Below are 17688 nucleotides of genomic sequence, written 5' to 3'. Positions count from 1 at the left end.
GGTTAAGTGGATTCATCGGCTCCATTCACATCTCGATTGTCGTTCACCTTTGCCGGTCGTTCGCGGTGTAATTCCACTTCGCTCGATCGCACTCGACTGCACTCGATCGCACTATTGTTCTGCCGCATCTCGACGCGTGGTTGTTCCGGGGGGACATGACCATGACGCTGAATATCGCCGCGTGGGGGCACACCCGCATGCTGGGACCGGGTCTGCGCGCCGCGGTCTGGGTGCAGGGCTGCCCCTTCGACTGCCGCGGGTGCATGGCCCCGGAGTGGATACCGGACCGGCCCGCGCGGCTCCTCGACCCCGTCGCCCTGGCAAAGGCCCTGTACACCGGCCCCGAAGTCACCGGAGTGACCCTGTCCGGCGGTGAACCCATGCGCCAGGCCGGCGGCCTCGCCGCGCTGCTGCGCGCGTTACAGGACCTGGCCGGCGTACATGGCTCCGAGGCACCGGACGTCATCTGCTTCACCGGCCACACCCTGGCCTCCCTGCGCGCCCGGCCCCCGAATCCCCGAGTCCCCGAACTCCTCGGTCTGGTCGACGTGCTCATCGACGGGCAGTACGTGGCCCAACTGGACGACGGGCGGGGGCTGCGCGGCAGCTCCAACCAGACCGTCCATCACCTCACGGAGCGGCTGCGCGCCGCGGACGAGGCCCTGACCACGGGGCCGCGTCGCGCCCAACTCGATGTTGTGGGCGGGGAGTTGCATGTCATCGGCGTTCCTCCGCCGCATCTGCCGGCCGCGGCGCGACTGCCGCTCCATCCCGGCCGGGCGCCGTCCGGCGCCATGCTCGCCGAGGCACCCGGCCCGGTGCCCGGCCCGACCTCCGCAGGACCGCCGCGCAGGGCACTCGGCAGCACCCGTACCCCGGCCTCCCGCAGGCCCGAGCCCGAGGAAAGCGCATGAGTTACGGAAAACGCGTGGTCGTGGACGAGGACGAATGGCTGCGCCTCCAGCAGGCCGCCAAACAACTGCGCCATCTCAACGCGAGCATTCCCTCGCTGCTCGACGACGTACGGCGCGCCACCCGGCGCGATCTGGAGACGGGATTCGAGACCGTCCGGACCCGGCAGGAGCAATTCGACTCCTCCCTCTCCCAACTCGGCGCACGGACCAGCGAACTCGGTAAACAGACCGCCCGGCGGCTCGCCGAGCACGCCCGCCGCATGGCCGAGCAGGAGGCCGAACTCGTTGAGCGCATGGCCCGGCAGGAATCCGGTCTGGTCGCCCGTATGGACGGTCAGGTGTCCGAGCTGACCGACCGTATGGATGGGCAGGTGTCCGAGCTGACGGCCCGTATGGACGGGCAGGTGTCCGGTCTGACCGCCCGTATGGACCGGGGATTCGCGGACACGCGCGCGCAAACCCGGGCCCTGGTCGAGGCCGAACACCGCTGGGCGCAGGAGATCATCGCGGCCGAGACGGAGGAGCGGCGGCGCGAGATCGGGGCGGTCAAGGCGGAGCTGGGCTCGATGCGGGAGAACCGCAGCCGCGCCGAGGCCCACGCCCGGGGCGCGCTCACCGAGGCCGACCGGGTCGCCGCCCACATCCGGCGGTTCCTGCCCCACGAGCGCTTCGCCGCCGGACAGCTCGCCGAGCACGAGGCACGTTCCGACCAGGCCCGCGCCCAGTTGGAGGCGGGCTTCGTGGAAGCGGCGGTCTCCACCGCCGACGAGAGCAGGCTCAGGCTCCATGAACTGCGCGTCCTGCTGGAACTCCGGGACGGCGAGTGGCGGCGGGCCCGGGACAGCGCCGAGCACGCCCTGGGCCACTTCCTGGCCAGTCTGGAGGGCAACCGGGTGAGAACCGTGCCCGTCGAGGGCGCGACCGGCGAGGAGTCCGACGACGATGTGGATGTGGATGTGGATCTGTGGAGCCACGGCAGTCTGCGGGTGCTGGAGGACGAGGTGCGCGCGCTGCTGGCCCGGGTGACCGGGGCCGCCCACGCCGACCCGGTCCCCGGCGTCTCCGAACTGCGCGGCATCACCGGGGAACTGCCCCGGCTCCAGGCCCACCTGGAGGACATCTGCGAACTCGCCGGGCGCGAACTGCTCGCCTCCCAGCGGCGCTACGAAGTGGCCGACGCCGCCGTCGACTTCCTCGTCTCCAACGGCTACCGGCCGGTCGGCTCGACCTACGAAGGGCAGGACGAGCGCCAGGGGTTCGTGGCCAAGGTCGCCCACGAGGACGGCAGCGAGATCGTCGTGACCGTCGCCGCCACCCGGCCGGACGCGCCGCCCGCACTGGACCTGGAGACCTTCAACGACCCGGACGGCGCCGAGCAGTCCCGCGTGGAGCGGATCGGGGCGCTGCTGCGGGAGCTGGAGTCGGAGGGGATCACGACCGGTCCCGTCCAGCGGACGGGGCAGCCCGCGCCCGCCCGCGCCGACCTCACCCGTACCGCCGCCGGTCCGGGCACGGCGTCGGGGGCGCGGCAGCCGCTGCGGCTGAACCCTCCGGCCGGTGCGGAGGCCGCGTCCGCGGACGGTGGTCGATGACGTTCCCCGTGCCCGGCCCCGGGAAGGGGGAGGGGGAGGGGAGGGGGGCCGGGGAGGCGCGGTCGGTGCCTTCCGCGTCGGCGCCGTCCGACTCGGGGTCGGCCGCGTCCGCGTCGGCCGTGTCGGCCGTGTCGGCCGTGTCGGCCGTGTCGGCCTCGTCAGCGCCCTCAGGCTCGGCGTCATCCACGTCCGCGTCCGCGTCGTCCACGTCCGCGTCATCGGCGTCGTCCGTATCGTCCGCGTCGGTCCCGGTCGTCGTCGTGGAGCGGCTGGAAGCGGCGTTGCCCCTGCGCTCCGGTCACCCCCTCCTCGTCCTCCACGGGGACGGCACCGACGACCACTTCGTCACCGGCGACTACCAGTACCGCAGTCTGCGCGAGGCGCTGCTCCTGCTGCTCAAGCGGGCCGGGTTCGAGCGGGTGGTGTTCTCCAGCACCAGGGAACCGGTGTACTTCCTCGACCGGCAGTCGCTGGACATCCCGCCGCCGGGCGCCGCCCCCGCCGCCCCGCCGCCCACCACCGGGCCGCTGGGCAGCCGACGGCGCCGCAGGTCCGGCGGCGACACCGTCCCGGGCGCCACGACCCCGGCCGACAGCGCCGCCGGGACACCGCCCCGGCACACCATGACCGACGCGGCGGCCGTGCAGACCCTGAACAGCTACATGCACCGCACCGATGTCCGTACCGCCGTGGTCTTCGAACTCGTCGAGGATCTGCTCGCCCACCACGCCGCGGCGCGGGACCTGGCCGGCAGCATCGGCGAATGGCTCAGCGGCGGGGCGGGCCGCAACCTGTGCGTGCTGGTCTTCTCCGCCAACTCGCGGGACGAGGTGGTCGACGCCGTGCGGCACCGCGGCGGCCCGGCCGTCCTCGCCGACTACATCGACCGGCGCGGCCAGGACGACGGCCCCGACACGGAGAGCGTCGTGCACTCCATCGGACCGCCGGGCCGGGCCGAACTGCGGCGCCTGGTGAAGTACGTCCAGCTCGGCCGTGGGGTGGCCGTACCGCACTGGTCGGAGGTCGACGCGCTGGTCAACCGGATGGCCGCCCAGCGCACCAAGGCCGCCGCGTGGGTGGAACGGCTCTCCCGGGAGGGCCGTCTGGACGCGGCGCTGCTGGACGACCTGTACGGCGTCTCCGACGACCGCCCGGCGCTGGAGCAACTCGACGACCTGATCGGGCTGGACGGGGTGAAGGAGTTCATCCACCGTTTCACCGCCACCATGCTCACCAACCGGCAACTGCGCGCCGAGGGCAGACCCACCGAGGAACCGCCCCACCACCTGGTCTTCCGCGGCAATCCCGGCACCGGCAAGACCACCGTGGCCCGGCTGCTCGCCCGGCACCTCCAGGAGATCGGCCTGCTGGAGAGCGGCCATCTGGTCGAGGGCAGTCCGGGCCGACTCGTCGGCCAGTACGTGGGACACACCCGCAAGCTGACCAACGACATCGTCAACCGGGCCCTGGACGGGGTGCTGTTCATCGACGAGGCGTACGCGCTCACCCGGAGCGAGGCCGGGGGGTTCGGCCAGGAGGCGGTGGACACCCTGGTGCCGAGGCTGTCCGACGACCACGACCGGCTCGTGGTGATCGTGGCCGGATACGGCCGGGAGATGGACACCTTCCTCGCCGCCAACGAGGGTCTGCGCCGCCGCTTCTCCAAGGAGAACGATCTGACGTTCGCCGACTACTCCGCGCCCCAGCTCCACCGCATCCTCATGAAACGCCTCGCCGGTCACGGACACGACGTTCCCGCCCTCTTCGGCGACCGGCTGCTCCAGGTCGTGACCCGCGTCCACGAGACCCGCGACCCCCGCCGCTTCGGCAACGCGGGCGAGATGGAGAACATCGCCGGTGCCCTCCACAGCCGCTGGAGCGGACGCGTCGCCCGCGAGGCCCGGGAGCACGGCACCGAACGCGATGTCGGCACCCGTCTGACCGACGAGGACATCCCACCGGAGTACCTGGAACCATGACCGCGACACCCAGAGCGAGAACGCTCACGCCCGGCGCCGCGCCCTCGCCTCCGCGACCGGGCCCACCGCCCCCGCCGCCACCCGGCCTCCCGCCTCCGCGACCGGGCCCACCGCCCCCGCCACCACCCGGCCCCACAACCCCGACACGCACTCCGTCACCCACCGGCCGGATGGCCGGTCGTCGTCCGGTTGCCGGTGCGCCGTCTCCCCCGGAGGACCGATGAGCACCCAGCCGCCCCCTCTCGCGGGCGCCGCCCCGGCCGGTGGACCCGCCGTGCGCTGCCCCGTCTGCGGAGCCGCGTCCCACGGTGACCACTGCGGCTGGACCGCCACCGGCCCCCTGGTCGCGGGACCGGTCACCGCCGCCGCGCGGGAGGAGCTGCGGACCGCCCTGGAACGGGACCGGCGGGCCCACCGGCTGCGCGCGGCCGTACGGGCGCTGGCCGGGCTGCCCGAGGGCGCGCGCACCGCCTGGGGCCCCCGGCTGATGGAGCTGGCCGCCGGGCCCGGCGGACCGCCCGTCGATCCGGCCGAGCGGCACACCGCCGTCGCGGAGACCGCCGTCGCCCCGTCCGGCGACGACCCGGTGCCCGCGCTGCGGGCCGTCGCCGAAGGGGAGCGCCCGCACGCCACGCTGGCCGTACTCGACGCGGACGGCCTGCACCTCACCCCCGTCACCGCGGCGCGGGGACGGCTGCGCGCCCCGGACACCCGCACCCTCGACTGGGCCACCCTGCTGCCCGCTCTGCCCTCCGAACCCGCCCGCGCCGCCTACGTCCTGGCCGGCGGCCCCCTCGACGACGGCACCGGACCCGCACCCCACCTGGACGACACGGCGACGGCCGCCCTGCCCGGACTCACCGACCGCACCGGCGACCTCGTCGTCGTCTCCCACCTCCCCGGCTGGCCCTACGCCGAGACCCTCATCGACAAGCTGCGCGCGCTGAACCCGACGGGCCCCACCCGGCGTGCCGAGGCCCCCGCCGACGCGGAGGACACCGTGACCGAACTGCTGGCCTCCGTCCCGCCCGCCGTGTCGCCCGCGCTGGTCCTCACCCGGCACGACCCCCTCACCGACCTCTACGTCATCGAGCCCGTACCGCTGTTCGCGGGGCCCGGCGCCCGCCCGGGGCACGCCGAGCGGGTCACCGCGCGCGCCCCGGAGGGACCGCCCGGCGCGACCCGGGTCCCCCTCACCCTCGCCGTGGTCGACCTGACCGACCGGCCGCGCGAGACCTGGCAGGTGCTGACGGCCGTGGACATCGAGGTCCCGCCCGGCGAGCCCGTCGACATCGATGTGGTCCTGGAACCGGACGGCGGACTGCGCCTCACCGTCGACGGCCGTGCGGCGCACACCCGTTCCGCACTGACCTGGGCGCAGCTCCTGGACCGAGTGGACCGCGCCCACGCCGGACACTCCCTGCACATCGTGCTGCTGATCGAGGTCGGCGGCGCCCACAACACCGTACGGGTGGACAGCGCGCGCTGGGTCCTCGAAGCCGCCCGCCGGGCGCGGCCCGACGACATCCTGCGGGTGAGCGTCCGTCCCTACTGGGACCACGAGTTCGCCAGACTGGGCACCGCCGACCCCGGCGGTCCGCCGTACCACGTCCCCGACGAGCCGCCCAAGCCGCTCGCCACCACCTTCGAACAGCTCGCCCAGCTCCGGAAGGTCACCACGCAGGTCCACTACCCGTACGCCTCCGCGCTGGAGGACTCCCTGGCCCGGCTCCCCGAGCGGCCCCTCACCCGGGACGGCGAGGAGGCCCTGTTCGTCGTGGCGAGCCGGCCCCCGTTCAGCGACCCGCCCGATCTGCGCTGGGGCGGTTTCGCCCGGCCCTGCCCCGCCGGACTCGACTGGCGGGCGGTGCTCCGCGCCACCGGGGGTCCCCGCTGGCTGACCCGCACCCTGCTGGTCGTCGAGCAGGAGCACGAGTGGGACGACTTCGACGAGCGGCGGGCGCTCAGGGCCGCCAAGGAGACCTGGCGGCAGATCGCCGAGGACGGGTGGGACGTGGTGGAGCTGCCCGCGCATCCCGCCGTCGACCCCTATACGGAGGCCGACTCCTATGCCGCCGCAGGTTCCGGTTCCGGTGCCACCGCAGGTGCCGGGTCCGGGTCCGGGGTCGGGTCCGGGGTCGGCTCCACCGCCGGTTCCGGTGAGGGGTCCGGTGAGGGGTCCGCCGCCTCCGGGGCACAGGACACCGGCCCCGGGGCCGAGGCGCCCGCCGGGCCCTACGCGGTGCTGGACACCCGCTGCCTGGACGACGTCGCCAACCGGGTCGCCCCGCCGCCCGCCCTCGCCCACCCCGTCCCCTTCCCCCTGGCCCCCTTGGCCCCCCTGTCCCCTCTGGCCCCTCCTGCCCACCCGGTTCCTCCGGTTCCTCCGGTTCCCCCTGCCTCCACGAACGGGAGCACAGCGCGATGACGACACCCCACGAGCCCCCGCCGTACCCGGAGCCCGAGGGCCCGGACATCTCGTACGACACCGGGCCCGGGGCCCCGGCCGGACCGGCGGGCACGGACACCCTCGCCTGGCCGGCCGACCCCGGTGTCAGGGTCGCCCTGTGGGCCCCCACCAACGCGGGCAAGACCACCTTCATGGAGAGCGTCCTCCTCGGCGCCATGCGGCCCTGGCAGGGGCGGGCCGAATGGACGATCCAGACCGACGACCCCGCCGTCCAGGCGGCGATCAACAACGTCATCGACCGGCTCTCGCTGGGCGGTGACCTGAACGCCCCGACCATCAACCCGCCACCCCTGACCCGCTGGCAGGTCAGACGGAAGGCCACCAACACGGCACGCCACTTCCCGGGCATACCCGCCCGGCTGCGCCCCGCGCCCCGCCCGGACAGCACCGCCGCCTTCGAACTCCAGCTCCAGGACCTGCCGGGCGAGGTGTTCGTCAAGCGCGACCACCCCCGGCGGGCCCAGGTCGTCTCGCTGCTCGCCGAGGCCGACGCCTTCGTCTACCTCTACTGCCCGCTGCTGGAGCAGGACGACACCCTCCAGCGGGCCAACGCCGTCTTCCGCGAGATGCTCGACGACGTCGCCCGCACCGTCCGCGCCGGGAACGGCGGGCTGTCGTATCTGCCCCAGCACATCGCCGTCTGCATCAGCAAGTTCGACGACCGGGACGTGTTCGGGCCCGCCCAGCGAGGGGGGTTCGTGGAGCGCGAGGACACCCCGGAACGCCGCCCCTACATCACCGAGGACAACGCCCGCGCCTACTTCAACCTGCTGTGCGCCACCTACGCCCGCAGCCACGCCACCGACTTCGTGCGCACCGCCCTGGAGAACCGCTTCCGGCCCGGCAACATCCGCTACTACGCCACCTCCGCGCTCGGCTTCCACCTCCAGGACGGTCAGACGGCGTACGGGGACCGCGTCGACCATCCGCTCGCCCGCTCCAGCGGCGGCAGCCGCTACCTCGTCCAGTCCGAGGTCAGGCCCGTCAACGTCCTGGAGCCGGTGATGGACCTGTGCACCGCCGTCCTCTCCGCCCGGGGCCGGACCGGCGGGCGCCGCCCGTGAGCGCCTCCGGGGCCGGGCAGAGGGCCGGGGAGAGGGCCGGGGAGCGGCGCAGGGTCGCCGCCGCCTGGGCCGTGTTCGGCAAGGACCCCCGCGACCGGCAGAACTACGGGGTCCACCGCGCCCGGCACGGCCAGTACGCCTACTTCGCCCAACTGCTCGCCGGGTACGTCCCCGAGGTCTCCGTGGACGCCGTACCGGTGGAACGCCCCTACTACGTGTACTGGCCCGGCCCGAGGACCCTCTCCGGGCAGCCCACCGTCAACTGCGGGCGCACCGACCGCACCACCACCCCGGACGCCGTCGGCCGCCCCAGCGAGACCTTCCGCTTCTTCAGCCTGGAGAGCCACCGGCTGCGCCCCGGCTCCGCGGGCCCGGGTGCCTGCGGCTTCCACGACCTGGCCGACGCCATGGACCGCGCCGTCACCGCCATGCCCGACACCGAGGACGCCTGGGCCTACCTCGACCTCGACGCCACGGCCGAACGGCCCCCGGCCCGCCCCCGGGACGTCGAGTGGCTCATCGCCGGGGCCGCCGCCCTGCTCGCCGGGCGGGTCGCCGTCACGGGCGCCCAGGGCATCGGTCCCGCCGAACGGCTGCGCACCCTGGACGCCCTGTGCGCGCTCCTGCCGTACCGGCTGCGCTTCGAACTCTCCGCGGCGACCTTCGCCGCCGGGAACGGACGGCACGGCCTGCGCCTCTTCTTCGGCGACCCGGCCCCCGCCGACGCCTACGAACTCCCCTGGCACGGCCCGCGCGCCCCGCTGCCCCCGGCCGCCGTCCGCTACCACCACTGGCTCACCGAGCGGCTCGGCGACGGGCTCGGTGACCGGTCCGGCGATCGGCTCGGCGATCGGCTCGGCGACCGGTCCGGCAACTGGCCCGGCGGTCGGTCCGGCGACCGGCCCGGGGGCGGTGCGGCGGCCACCGGGGCCGTCCTCGGCAGCCTCGCCTCGGCGCTCGTGCACGGCACCGAGAACTGCTCCCTGGACAGCCCGGAGTCGGTGCTGCGGGCCGCCGCCCACGCCGTCCCGAACCTCACCGACCTGATCACCGAACTCCGCGCCGCGCGCCGCACCGTCCACCGGCTGCACGCCTACCTCGACGCGGCACCCGCGCTCGCCGACATCCCCGTGGAGGTGCGCGCCGAAGCCTGGGACCTGCTACTGACCGACCACCCGGCCGGTCCCCCAGCCGGTACTGCGGCCGGTACTGCGGCCACTCTTGCGCCCGGCCCCCCGCCCGGCCCCCCTGCCACTCCCACACCCGGTCCCGCGTACGACGCCCTCGCCCGCCGTCTCCGGACCCTCGACCTGCCCCCGACGACGGACCACACCGAGCGCCTCGCCGACGGTCTGCACCTCGTCGCCGTGACCCCGGAGGGCCGGTCCACCGCCCGCCACCATCTCGCCCAGACCCGGCAGGCCCCCCGGCCGGACGGGGACCGGGCCGCCGCTGACCTGCTGCGCGGGCTCCTCGACCGGCTCGACCCCGGCGACCGGCCCCGGCTGGACGCCTGGCTCACCCTGCTCACCGTTCTGGAGGAGGCCGGGACAGCAGCGTCCCGCCTGGCCGCGCGCTTCGCCGCCCCCGACCCGGTGCCCTTCGCCCTGCTCCGCCGGGCACTCGCCCCCGACGCCCCCGCCGGCCACGCCCGCGCCCTGCTGCACGCGGCCGTCCCGTCCGGAACACCGTCCCCGCCCTGGCTGCTCGCCCCCCGCGCCGTGCTCCTCGGCGGCCCCCCGCCCGACCCGGGCCACCTCGCCGCGCTCGGCGCCCGGCTCCCCGGCTACCTCGACCTCATCGACACCCTGATCCGCGGTCAGGGCACCCCGGCGCCCCCCTGGCTGACCGGCGCGCTGATCGAACGCGCCGCCCACCACCACACTGTGAGCACCACCCTGCTGCTCGAACTCCTCACCCCCGGCACCGGCCCGGACACCCCGTCACCGGCGAGGCTGCGCGAGGCGCTCGACCACGGGCTCCACCCCGCCACGGTCGTGGCACGCCTGCTGCGCCCACCGGGCCCCGCCCACGGAAGCGATCTCCTCGCCCTCCTGAGGGAGGCGGCGGGCGACCACGACACCCACCTCCTCCCGCTGCTCGCCGCCCTGGTGGCCACCGGCCGGAGCCCGGACCGGGCCGAGGCCGCCACCGTGTCCCCGGAACTGCTGGCCGACGCGGAGAGCCTGCTCGCCCGGCTCGCCTCCCCCTTCGACAGCGACGAGGACACCGCCGCGCGGGCCGAGGCCGGACTGAAGGACGTGGGCAGGGTGCGTGCCCTGCTGCGCAAGCTGCGGCCGGGTGGCGCGAAGTGACATCGGATCAGGAGAACCTGCTGGTCACCCTGCGGAGCACCCCAAAGGCCCGTGAGGAGACCCTGGGCATCCGGCGCTGCCTGATCGAGCCGGACGGCACCGGTACCGCCGTCACCGTGACCCTGACCACCGACGACGACGCCGGGTACGCCTACACCTTCGAGGCCGGAAGCCTCACCCCGTCCCCGGTGACCGGACTGTGCGGATACGAGAACCTCTTCCACGCCGCCCGCGCGAGCGGCAGCCAGCGGTCCCGGCACATCCATCTGACGTCCTGGGAGTACCTCGCCGACCGCACCCGCGACGACCGGCGCACACTGCTCACCCGGGCGTCGGAGCTGCTCGGCACGGACGCCATCACCATCCTGGGGCGCAGCGGGATCGGTGCCGTCCTGGCCAGGGCGGACCAGATCCTGGCCTGGCTGCCCTACGGCGTACGTGCCCACCTGATCGTCAACGCCGTCCCGACCTACGGCACGCTGACGTGGCGTCCGACCACCGCCACGGTCTCGGCGACGGCCCGCGTCCGCGCCGCGTACGGCGACCGGCTCCGGGCCTTCCTCGACGGCGCCGCACCCGCCGCCCCGTACCCGGCCGAGCCGGACCCGGGGCGGCTCGCCGCCGTCTACGCCCACCTCGGGCGGCAGACCGCCCCGCTGGACGCCCGCACCTGCCCGGACGACCTCCTGGCCGCCCTGGACACGCTCGAACCGCCGGCCCGCCCCACGCTCGAACCGCTGGCCCTCGCCCCGCTCGGCATCCCCGGCGATCCGCCGCCGGGCAGCACTCCGGCAGCCCCCGCCACCCCGGACTCCGACGCGCCCGCCAAACCCTCCACCGCGCAGGCGTGGGGCCCGGCACCGGAGGACCACGACCCGCCGGACGGCGCCCGGAGCCACCCCGAAGACGACGGCACGGACGGAGGGGACGGCGACGAGGACGAGGGGACGCCGGAGCGTGGGACGCCGGAGGAGGCGACAAACGACCCGGCGGAGACGCCCGAAGAGGCGACGGAGGAGCTGGAGGACTCGGAAGAGATCCCGGAAGAGATCCCAGATGAGCACCCGGACGGGATCCCGGACGAGATCCCGGGGGATGACCCGGTGGCCGACCCGGACGAGGAGACGGACGAGGAGGCGGAGCCCCCCGCGCGCTACGACGTCTCCACCGTGGCCGCCCTCCTCATCGAGCTGACCACGTCCGCCTCCACCGCACCCGCCTCCACCGCACCCGCCTCCACCGCACCCGGCACCACCCCCCACGGCACCACCCCCGAAGGCACCGACCCCCAAGACCCCGACCCCCAAGACACCCACCCCCCGCCCCGGCCAGAAGAACCCCACCCCCGGGAGGACCCCTTGAGGCACCTCGTGCACCTCGTCCACCACGCCCCGCCGCGCCCCCCCGACCCCCAGGGCGTCACGGCGTACACCGGCCCGGCGCTGCCCTGTCGGAGCCGTGGCGATCTGGCCCGGCTGGCGGCGCTGGCCGAGCTGGTCGAACGCCTGGTCGGCGACGGCCCGATCACACCGGTGCTCCAGGACGCTCTGACCGCCCTGCTGCCCGAGGACCTCGACCGCCGTATCGCGGACGCCGAACGGCGTCTGGAGGCGGAGCTGAGGGCCGTGGGACGAGCTGGCCCGAGGGCCGTGGGACGACACACCACCAGGGAGGACCACCCGGCATGACCGACGGCTTCACGGCTTCCGCCCACCACCCGCACGTGGGCGTCGACATCGGGCTCGGCGCCGTCCGTGTGACGGGCCTCGGCGGCGACGCCCCCGCGAAGAGGTACTGGCACACCCCCGTCGCACCGGGCGGCCCCCGGCGCGGCACACCCGACGCGTCCCCACTGCGCGAACTGCTCGGCCCGCATCTGCGGGGCGCGCGGACCGTCGCCGTCGCCGTCCCGCACGCCTTCCTCGCCCCGGACACGGACGCCGCGCCGGACGGGACCGTCGCCGAGACCGAGACCCTGCCGTACCTGGCGACGCTCCGCGACCTGGTCGGCGGGGCCGCCCCGGCCGGTGCGCGGGTGGACCTCGTCCCCGGCCCGGTCGCGGCCCTCGCGGCGCTGGCGGCGGACGGCGTGATCGACACCACCGGCCGGAACTGGACCGTGGTGGCCGATCTGGGGGTCTCGCACACCGAACTGGTCCTGTGCGAGCACACCGCGCACGGTCCGCGCGCCCGCGCCTGGGTGGGCGGCCCGGCCGCCGACGCCCTCTGGGACCTCGCCCGGATCGCGCGGCCCGTCGGCGACCACGCGGCGCGACTGCTGCGGGCGCGGGAACTGCTGGACGTGAGCGCGCGGTCGCTCCGGTACGCGGACGAGGCGCTGCGGGCCGCCGCCGCGGCCGAGGCCGACGGGAACGACACGGCTGCCAAGGACGGCGAGAACGACACGGCTGCCATGGACGGAGGGGACGGCGCGGGCGATGCCGTGCCGCCGCCCCCGGACTTCTACCTCTACTCCTCCGAGTGGCTGGAGGCCGCCGCGGGACACCAGGTCCTGGCCCCCCTCACCGACGCGGTCGAGGCCCTCGCCGGACGGCTGCGCCGGGCCCGCCCCGAGGAGACGGCCGCGGCCCCGCTGCTCCTGCTCGGCGTCGGCGCCCGGTTCGGCCTCATGCGGGACGCGCTGCTGCGCGGCCTCGGCCGGGCCCCGGAGGAACTGCCGGTGGGCGACGGCCCGGACACCCCGGCCCTCGGCTACGACGACCCCACCCGGCTGCACGCCGCCGCCTCGGGCGCCGCGCTCGCCGCGGCCGGGCGGATCACCCTCACGGACACCTTCCGCGACCGCATCGCCCTCCAGGTGCACCGCCGCGCCGGGGACACCCTCGTCGAGTACCTCGCCCATCTGCCGGAACTGCCGCGGGACCGGGCGCCGGTCTTCGCCGGGGGACCCGGGTCCGGCACGGACGCGCAGGTGGAGTTCCGCGACTCGGGCGGGCTGCGGCTGTGGATCGGCGGCGCGGACTCCACCGCGTTCGTCCCGCTGCCGGTCGACGCGTCGGCGGCGGCCGTCCCGCCGGGCACCTACCGGGTCGGCTGGCGGGCGGCGGAGCCGTCGTCGCCGGTGCTGCTGCTGGTCGACGTCGACAGCGGGCACACCGTCGAATGCCCGCTGGACCGGCTGGCCCCCTCCCTGCGGTCCCCGGCACGGCCGGACGGCGGGCGATGAGCGACGACGGCCACCACGCCGTGCGCACGGCACTGGACGCCGTCGCCGACGCGGTGGGGCGGCTGACGGCCGTCCTGGACGAGGCGTCCGGGGAACGGGACACCGCCTACGCCGCCGTACGGGAACTCCTGCGGTCGCCCGCCGGGTCCACACACCCGGCCACCCCGTCCGAATCGCCCCCCGCTGCCCCCGCTGCCCCCGCCGATCCGCTGTCCGCCGCCCTCGCCCGGCTGCTGGCCGCGGCCAAGGTCGTGGAACGGCACCGCGAGGAACTCCACGCCCGGCTCGCCGCCAACCTCGCCCTCGACGCCCGGCTCACGGCCCTGCGCACGGAGTACACCGCCGCGCTGCCCCGGGACGAGGAAGAGGAGGCGCTCGCCGCACACGAACGCCTCACCGCCGAGACCGCCGACCTGGAACGCCGCCGGGCGCTCGTCGGACAACTGCCCGCCCTGCGCGAGACGGTGGCGGCCCTGCGCGCCGAACTCGCCGCACTGGACGCCGCCGACGCCCGCGAGACCGAGGAGGAGAGCACCGCCCTGGAGGAACTGGGCACCACCGCCCAGGAGTTGCGCGACCGCGTGGAACTCCTCAACAGCGCCCTGGAACCCGAGCTGCGCAGCCGGGTGGAGCACACGACGGATCTGCTGCTGACCCGCGCCCGCCTGGTCGAGCAGCTCAACGAGAAGCACAAGCAGCGGCGTGCGCTGGAGGACGAGGTCCAGGACTACGAGGAACGGTTCACCCGGACCCGCGAGGACGTGGACCGGACCGTCCAGGACCTCAGGGCGCGCGCCCGCGCGGACCGTGAACTGGCCACCGCGGTGGCCGCCGCCCACCCGCACCCGGACGCCTCCGACGTCCTCGACCGCCTCGCCCGCTGCGCGCGGGAACTCGACCGCATCGACGAGGCGCTGCGCCGACTGCTCGCGGCGCGGGCCACCGCCACCCGAGTCCTCCGCCTGGCCGACCGGTCCGACCGCCCGGACCGGCCCGCGCGGACGGACGGGACCACCCCGGAGCCGATATGAGACGCATCACCACCCCGCCACGACCACCCCACCGCCTCTCCACCCGGCGCCGCGCGCTCCGCGCCCTGCTGCTGACCGCCGCCGCCCTGACTCTCACCTCGACGTCCCCGACATCCCCGACGCCCCTGACCCTGGGCGCGGCGCCCGCCGCCCGCCCCCTGTCCGCCGCCCGTGCCGCCGACCCCGTACCGCAGGTCCCCTGGGCGGACGCCCTGCGCCGGATGGGCCTGGAGCAGGGCGGCGACTACGTGGTGGTCGTGGACAGTTCGGGCTCCATGGCGTCCCGGCAGGACGAGGTGCGGGCCGCCGTCCGCGCCCTCCTCGCCGCACTCGGCCCGCAGGACCGTGCCGCCCTCGTCTCCTTCCGCATCCCCGACCCCGACCCGGCCCGTTCCGACCCCGACCCCGACCCCGCCGAGGCGGTGCTCCCGCTGCAACGCGTGAGCGACGCGGACGCCGCCCTGGCCCGGCTCCCCGCCCCGGGCGGCGACACCGACATCAGCGCCGGTCTCGATGTGGCGCTGGACGAACTGGAGCGCAGCAACGAGGTACGGCCCGCCACGGTCGTCCTCGTCACCGACGCCGCCCAGACCGAGCGGACCGACGAGGCGGCCCGGGCCTGGGACGGCCTGGTGGACCGGGTCGCCGCGCTCCGCGCCCGCCGGGACGCCGACGGCACCGGCCAGGCGGTGCGCAGCGCGGTCCTCGCCTGGGGCACGACCGACCCGGTCACCCCCTTCGCCGTCGGCTCCGGCGGCTGTACGGCGACGAACGCCATCGAGATCACCGGGTGCGTGTTCTCCGCCGACGAGACCCAGGAGGTGCGGCCCGAGGACGCCACCGGCTTCCTGCGGCGGCTGCCGGACGAGGTGGGGCGCCTGCGGTTCGAGTCGGCGCTCGCCGAGGACGCCGGGAGGGCCCGCGAGGGCTCCGCCGTCGAGGCCGAGGTGGGCGAGGCGCGGGTGACGGACGGCGACCTGCTGCGGGTGCCGGTCACCTTCACGTCCCGGACCCGTCATCTGCCGCTGTGGCTGCACGACTTCGCCTTCACCGACCCCCGCGACCCGGACCGCACGCCGCTGACCCCGGTACGCGGCCCGGACCATGTGGAGCTGGACCCGGAGGACGGCGGGGGGACGGACGGGCCGTCGACCGCGACCGCCGTCTTCCACCTCCCCTGGACCAGGGACGCCGACCTGGCCGCCGACACCCCCTGGTACGCGTTCACCGCCGACGGATACCGCGAGGACCTGCGTCTGGCCTGGACGACCGGCAGCCCCTACGCCGAACAGATGTCCCTGGCCCGGGACCCGGCCGCCCGCTTCGAACCCGCCGCCGGACAGACCGCGTTCACCGTGGTCCGGGACAGCACCCGGCAGACGGCCCTCCCGCTGCTCGTGGCCGCGCTGCTCGCGCTGCTCCTGCTGCTGTGGCTGGCGGGTGTTCCCACGACCCTGTGGATCACCGGCCCGGACCACCGGCCGTACCGGGTGCGGGTGTGGTCCCCCCGCTCCCACCGGACCCTGCGCCGCGCCCCCTACGGCGGGTTGACGATCACCACGGCCTGGCCCCGGCGCCGCCCCCGGAGCGAGCCGGGTGCACCAGGTCCATCGAGCGAATCGAGCGAATCGGGCGGACGGCTGAAGGTCGTGGTGTGGCCGTCGGGCGTCTCCGACACCGCACCGAGCCACACCCACTGGCCGTCCCGCCGGGGCGCCGCGCGACGCCTGCACGGTGTCGGCACAACGGCCTACCTCAGCCGCGGCGGAGTGTTCCGGCCCCGCCGGGCCGCGCGTACCGCAGCGGAGCCCCGCACCGCAGCGGAGTCCCGTACCGACCCACGAGGGAGATGACCAGGATGACGACCCAGCAGTCCGTCCCCGCCGCCCAGGTGTCCCTGCCGAACGGCGCGATCCTGGAGGTGCGTTCCGCCGACGGCTCCGGCGGCGCACCCGGTGACGATCTCGGCGGCGCCCCCGGCGGCGCGACGGATGTCGCCCGCACCTCACCGGCCTCACCCATCGATTTCGCGCAGGTCGCCGCCGTGCTGACGGGGATCTCGGAGAGCGTCGTGGGCGCGATCCGCGCGGCGCGGCCGAGTGAGATGACCGTGCAGTTCGGCCTGCACGTGTCCGCGAAGTCCGGACAGCTCACGAGCCTGCTGGTGTCGGGGGACGCCTCCGCCGATCTGTCGATCACCCTGGTCTGGCGCAACGACGACACCCCCGTCGACCAGGACACGGGCACGGGCACAGGCCCCGGTACCGACCCCGCCGCCGGAGGGGACGCGGCGGCCTGAGCCGACCCCGCCCCCTCCGGTCCCCCGGCCTCCCCCTGGCACCCTGACCCCCTCGCCCCGCGCCACACCCCCGTACGGGTGACCGGGGCCCGATCGGGCCCCGGCGCACGCCCGGTGCGCGAGTCTCGTGCCCGTCCGCCGGACAGGCCCGCTGTCCGGGTGCCCCCGTGGAGGTGTGGAGTGGCTCACGCATGTGTGGTCCGGCCCGGCGTGTCCCGTGCCGGGCCGGACCACCGCTCAGAAGCTCCAGCTCTGGCTGGCGGCCCCGTTGCAGCTCCAGCTCACCAGGAGCTGCCCGTTCTCCGGCCGTCCGGCCAGGATGTCCAGGCACTTGCCGTTGAGACGGCTGCGGATCTCGCCGCCGTTGCGGAACCACCTCTGGTGGGAGCCGCCGTTGCAGTCCCAGGTGGACACCGAGCCCAGGTCCCCCTGCGCGGCTGCGTAGATCTCCAGGCACTTCCCGTTCATCGAGGACCGGATCTGCTCGCCGTCCCAGAACCACTGCTGGTTGGTGTTGCCGTGGCAGTCCCAGGTGACGACCGAGGAGCCGTTCTCCTGGTGGAAGGCGAAGATGTCGGCGCACCTGCCGTTCAGGTTGGACTTGAGCAGCGGTGCCGCGGCCTGGGCCGGCGTTCCCGTCAGGGTGGTGCCGACCGCGATGCCGATCGCCACCAGCAGCGGCATCAGTCGTTTCGTGGCCTTCATGGTGTCCCTCCGCAAGGTCGGTGCGCGAGTGCGCTGGACCATGGCTACCGGCCGGGCGTTGTCCGGCGCCGGGCCGCCGCCACTGGACATCAACAGCCGGACAACCGCCCCGCGTTCGGCACCGGCGCTCCG

12 protein-coding genes are annotated in these 17688 nt (G+C 75.3%); 11 read left to right on the top strand and 1 reads right to left on the bottom strand.

Annotated elements, in window-relative coordinates:
* Positions 1-161: 161 nt before the first annotated feature.
* The 11 genes from AB0O01_RS35140 (at position 162) to AB0O01_RS35090 (ending at position 16851) form a co-directional block, all read left to right on the top strand.
* On the top strand, positions 162-914 hold the full coding sequence (locus tag AB0O01_RS35140) for a 4Fe-4S single cluster domain-containing protein (protein WP_365319989.1): 753 nt from the start codon (positions 162-164) through the stop codon (positions 912-914).
* Positions 911-2506, top strand: a complete 1596-nt coding sequence (locus AB0O01_RS35135) for a hypothetical protein (protein ID WP_365319987.1) — start codon at positions 911-913, stop codon at positions 2504-2506. The genes AB0O01_RS35140 and AB0O01_RS35135 overlap by 4 nt, the downstream gene beginning before the upstream one ends.
* Positions 2507-2766: 260 nt before the next feature.
* Positions 2767-4485, top strand: coding sequence for an AAA family ATPase (locus AB0O01_RS35130; protein WP_365319985.1), 1719 nt, complete (start codon positions 2767-2769; stop codon positions 4483-4485).
* A gap of 220 nt (positions 4486-4705) precedes the next feature.
* The gene (locus AB0O01_RS35125) at positions 4706-6913 is read left to right on the top strand and encodes a hypothetical protein (protein WP_365319983.1); all 2208 of its coding nucleotides are present in this window, start codon (positions 4706-4708) and stop codon (positions 6911-6913) included.
* Positions 6910-8019 (top strand): hypothetical protein, encoded by a 1110-nt coding sequence (locus AB0O01_RS35120; RefSeq protein WP_365319982.1) that lies wholly within the window; start codon positions 6910-6912, stop codon positions 8017-8019. Before AB0O01_RS35125 ends, AB0O01_RS35120 begins: the two co-directional genes overlap by 4 nt.
* Positions 8016-10334 carry a hypothetical protein gene (locus AB0O01_RS35115; RefSeq protein WP_365319981.1) on the top strand — a complete coding sequence of 773 codons (2319 nt, stop codon included), beginning with the start codon at positions 8016-8018 and terminating at the stop codon, positions 10332-10334. Before AB0O01_RS35120 ends, AB0O01_RS35115 begins: the two co-directional genes overlap by 4 nt.
* Entirely contained in the window at positions 10331-12022 is a 1692-nt protein-coding gene (locus tag AB0O01_RS35110) for a hypothetical protein (RefSeq protein WP_365319979.1), read from the top strand. Before AB0O01_RS35115 ends, AB0O01_RS35110 begins: the two co-directional genes overlap by 4 nt.
* The gene (locus tag AB0O01_RS35105; protein ID WP_365319977.1) at positions 12019-13521 is read left to right on the top strand and encodes a hypothetical protein; all 1503 of its coding nucleotides are present in this window, start codon (positions 12019-12021) and stop codon (positions 13519-13521) included. Before AB0O01_RS35110 ends, AB0O01_RS35105 begins: the two co-directional genes overlap by 4 nt.
* Positions 13518-14552, top strand: a complete 1035-nt coding sequence (locus AB0O01_RS35100) for a hypothetical protein (protein WP_365319975.1) — start codon at positions 13518-13520, stop codon at positions 14550-14552. Before AB0O01_RS35105 ends, AB0O01_RS35100 begins: the two co-directional genes overlap by 4 nt.
* Positions 14549-16405 (top strand): vWA domain-containing protein, encoded by a 1857-nt coding sequence (locus tag AB0O01_RS35095; protein ID WP_365319973.1) that lies wholly within the window; start codon positions 14549-14551, stop codon positions 16403-16405. The genes AB0O01_RS35100 and AB0O01_RS35095 overlap by 4 nt, the downstream gene beginning before the upstream one ends.
* A 5-nt stretch (positions 16406-16410) precedes the next feature.
* Entirely contained in the window at positions 16411-16851 is a 441-nt protein-coding gene (locus tag AB0O01_RS35090) for a CU044_2847 family protein (protein WP_365319972.1), read from the top strand.
* Positions 16852-17088: 237 nt separating this feature from the next.
* On the opposite strand, the gene AB0O01_RS35085 is transcribed toward AB0O01_RS35090, so the two are convergent.
* Entirely contained in the window at positions 17089-17556 is a 468-nt protein-coding gene (locus AB0O01_RS35085; protein ID WP_365319970.1) for a ricin-type beta-trefoil lectin domain protein, read from the bottom strand.
* Positions 17557-17688: the final 132 nt, after the last annotated feature.

The organism is Streptomyces sp. NPDC093252, assembly GCF_040683675.1.
GTDB lineage: Bacteria > Actinomycetota > Actinomycetes > Streptomycetales > Streptomycetaceae > Streptomyces.
This window is presented reverse-complemented; position numbering and strand designations above follow the sequence as displayed.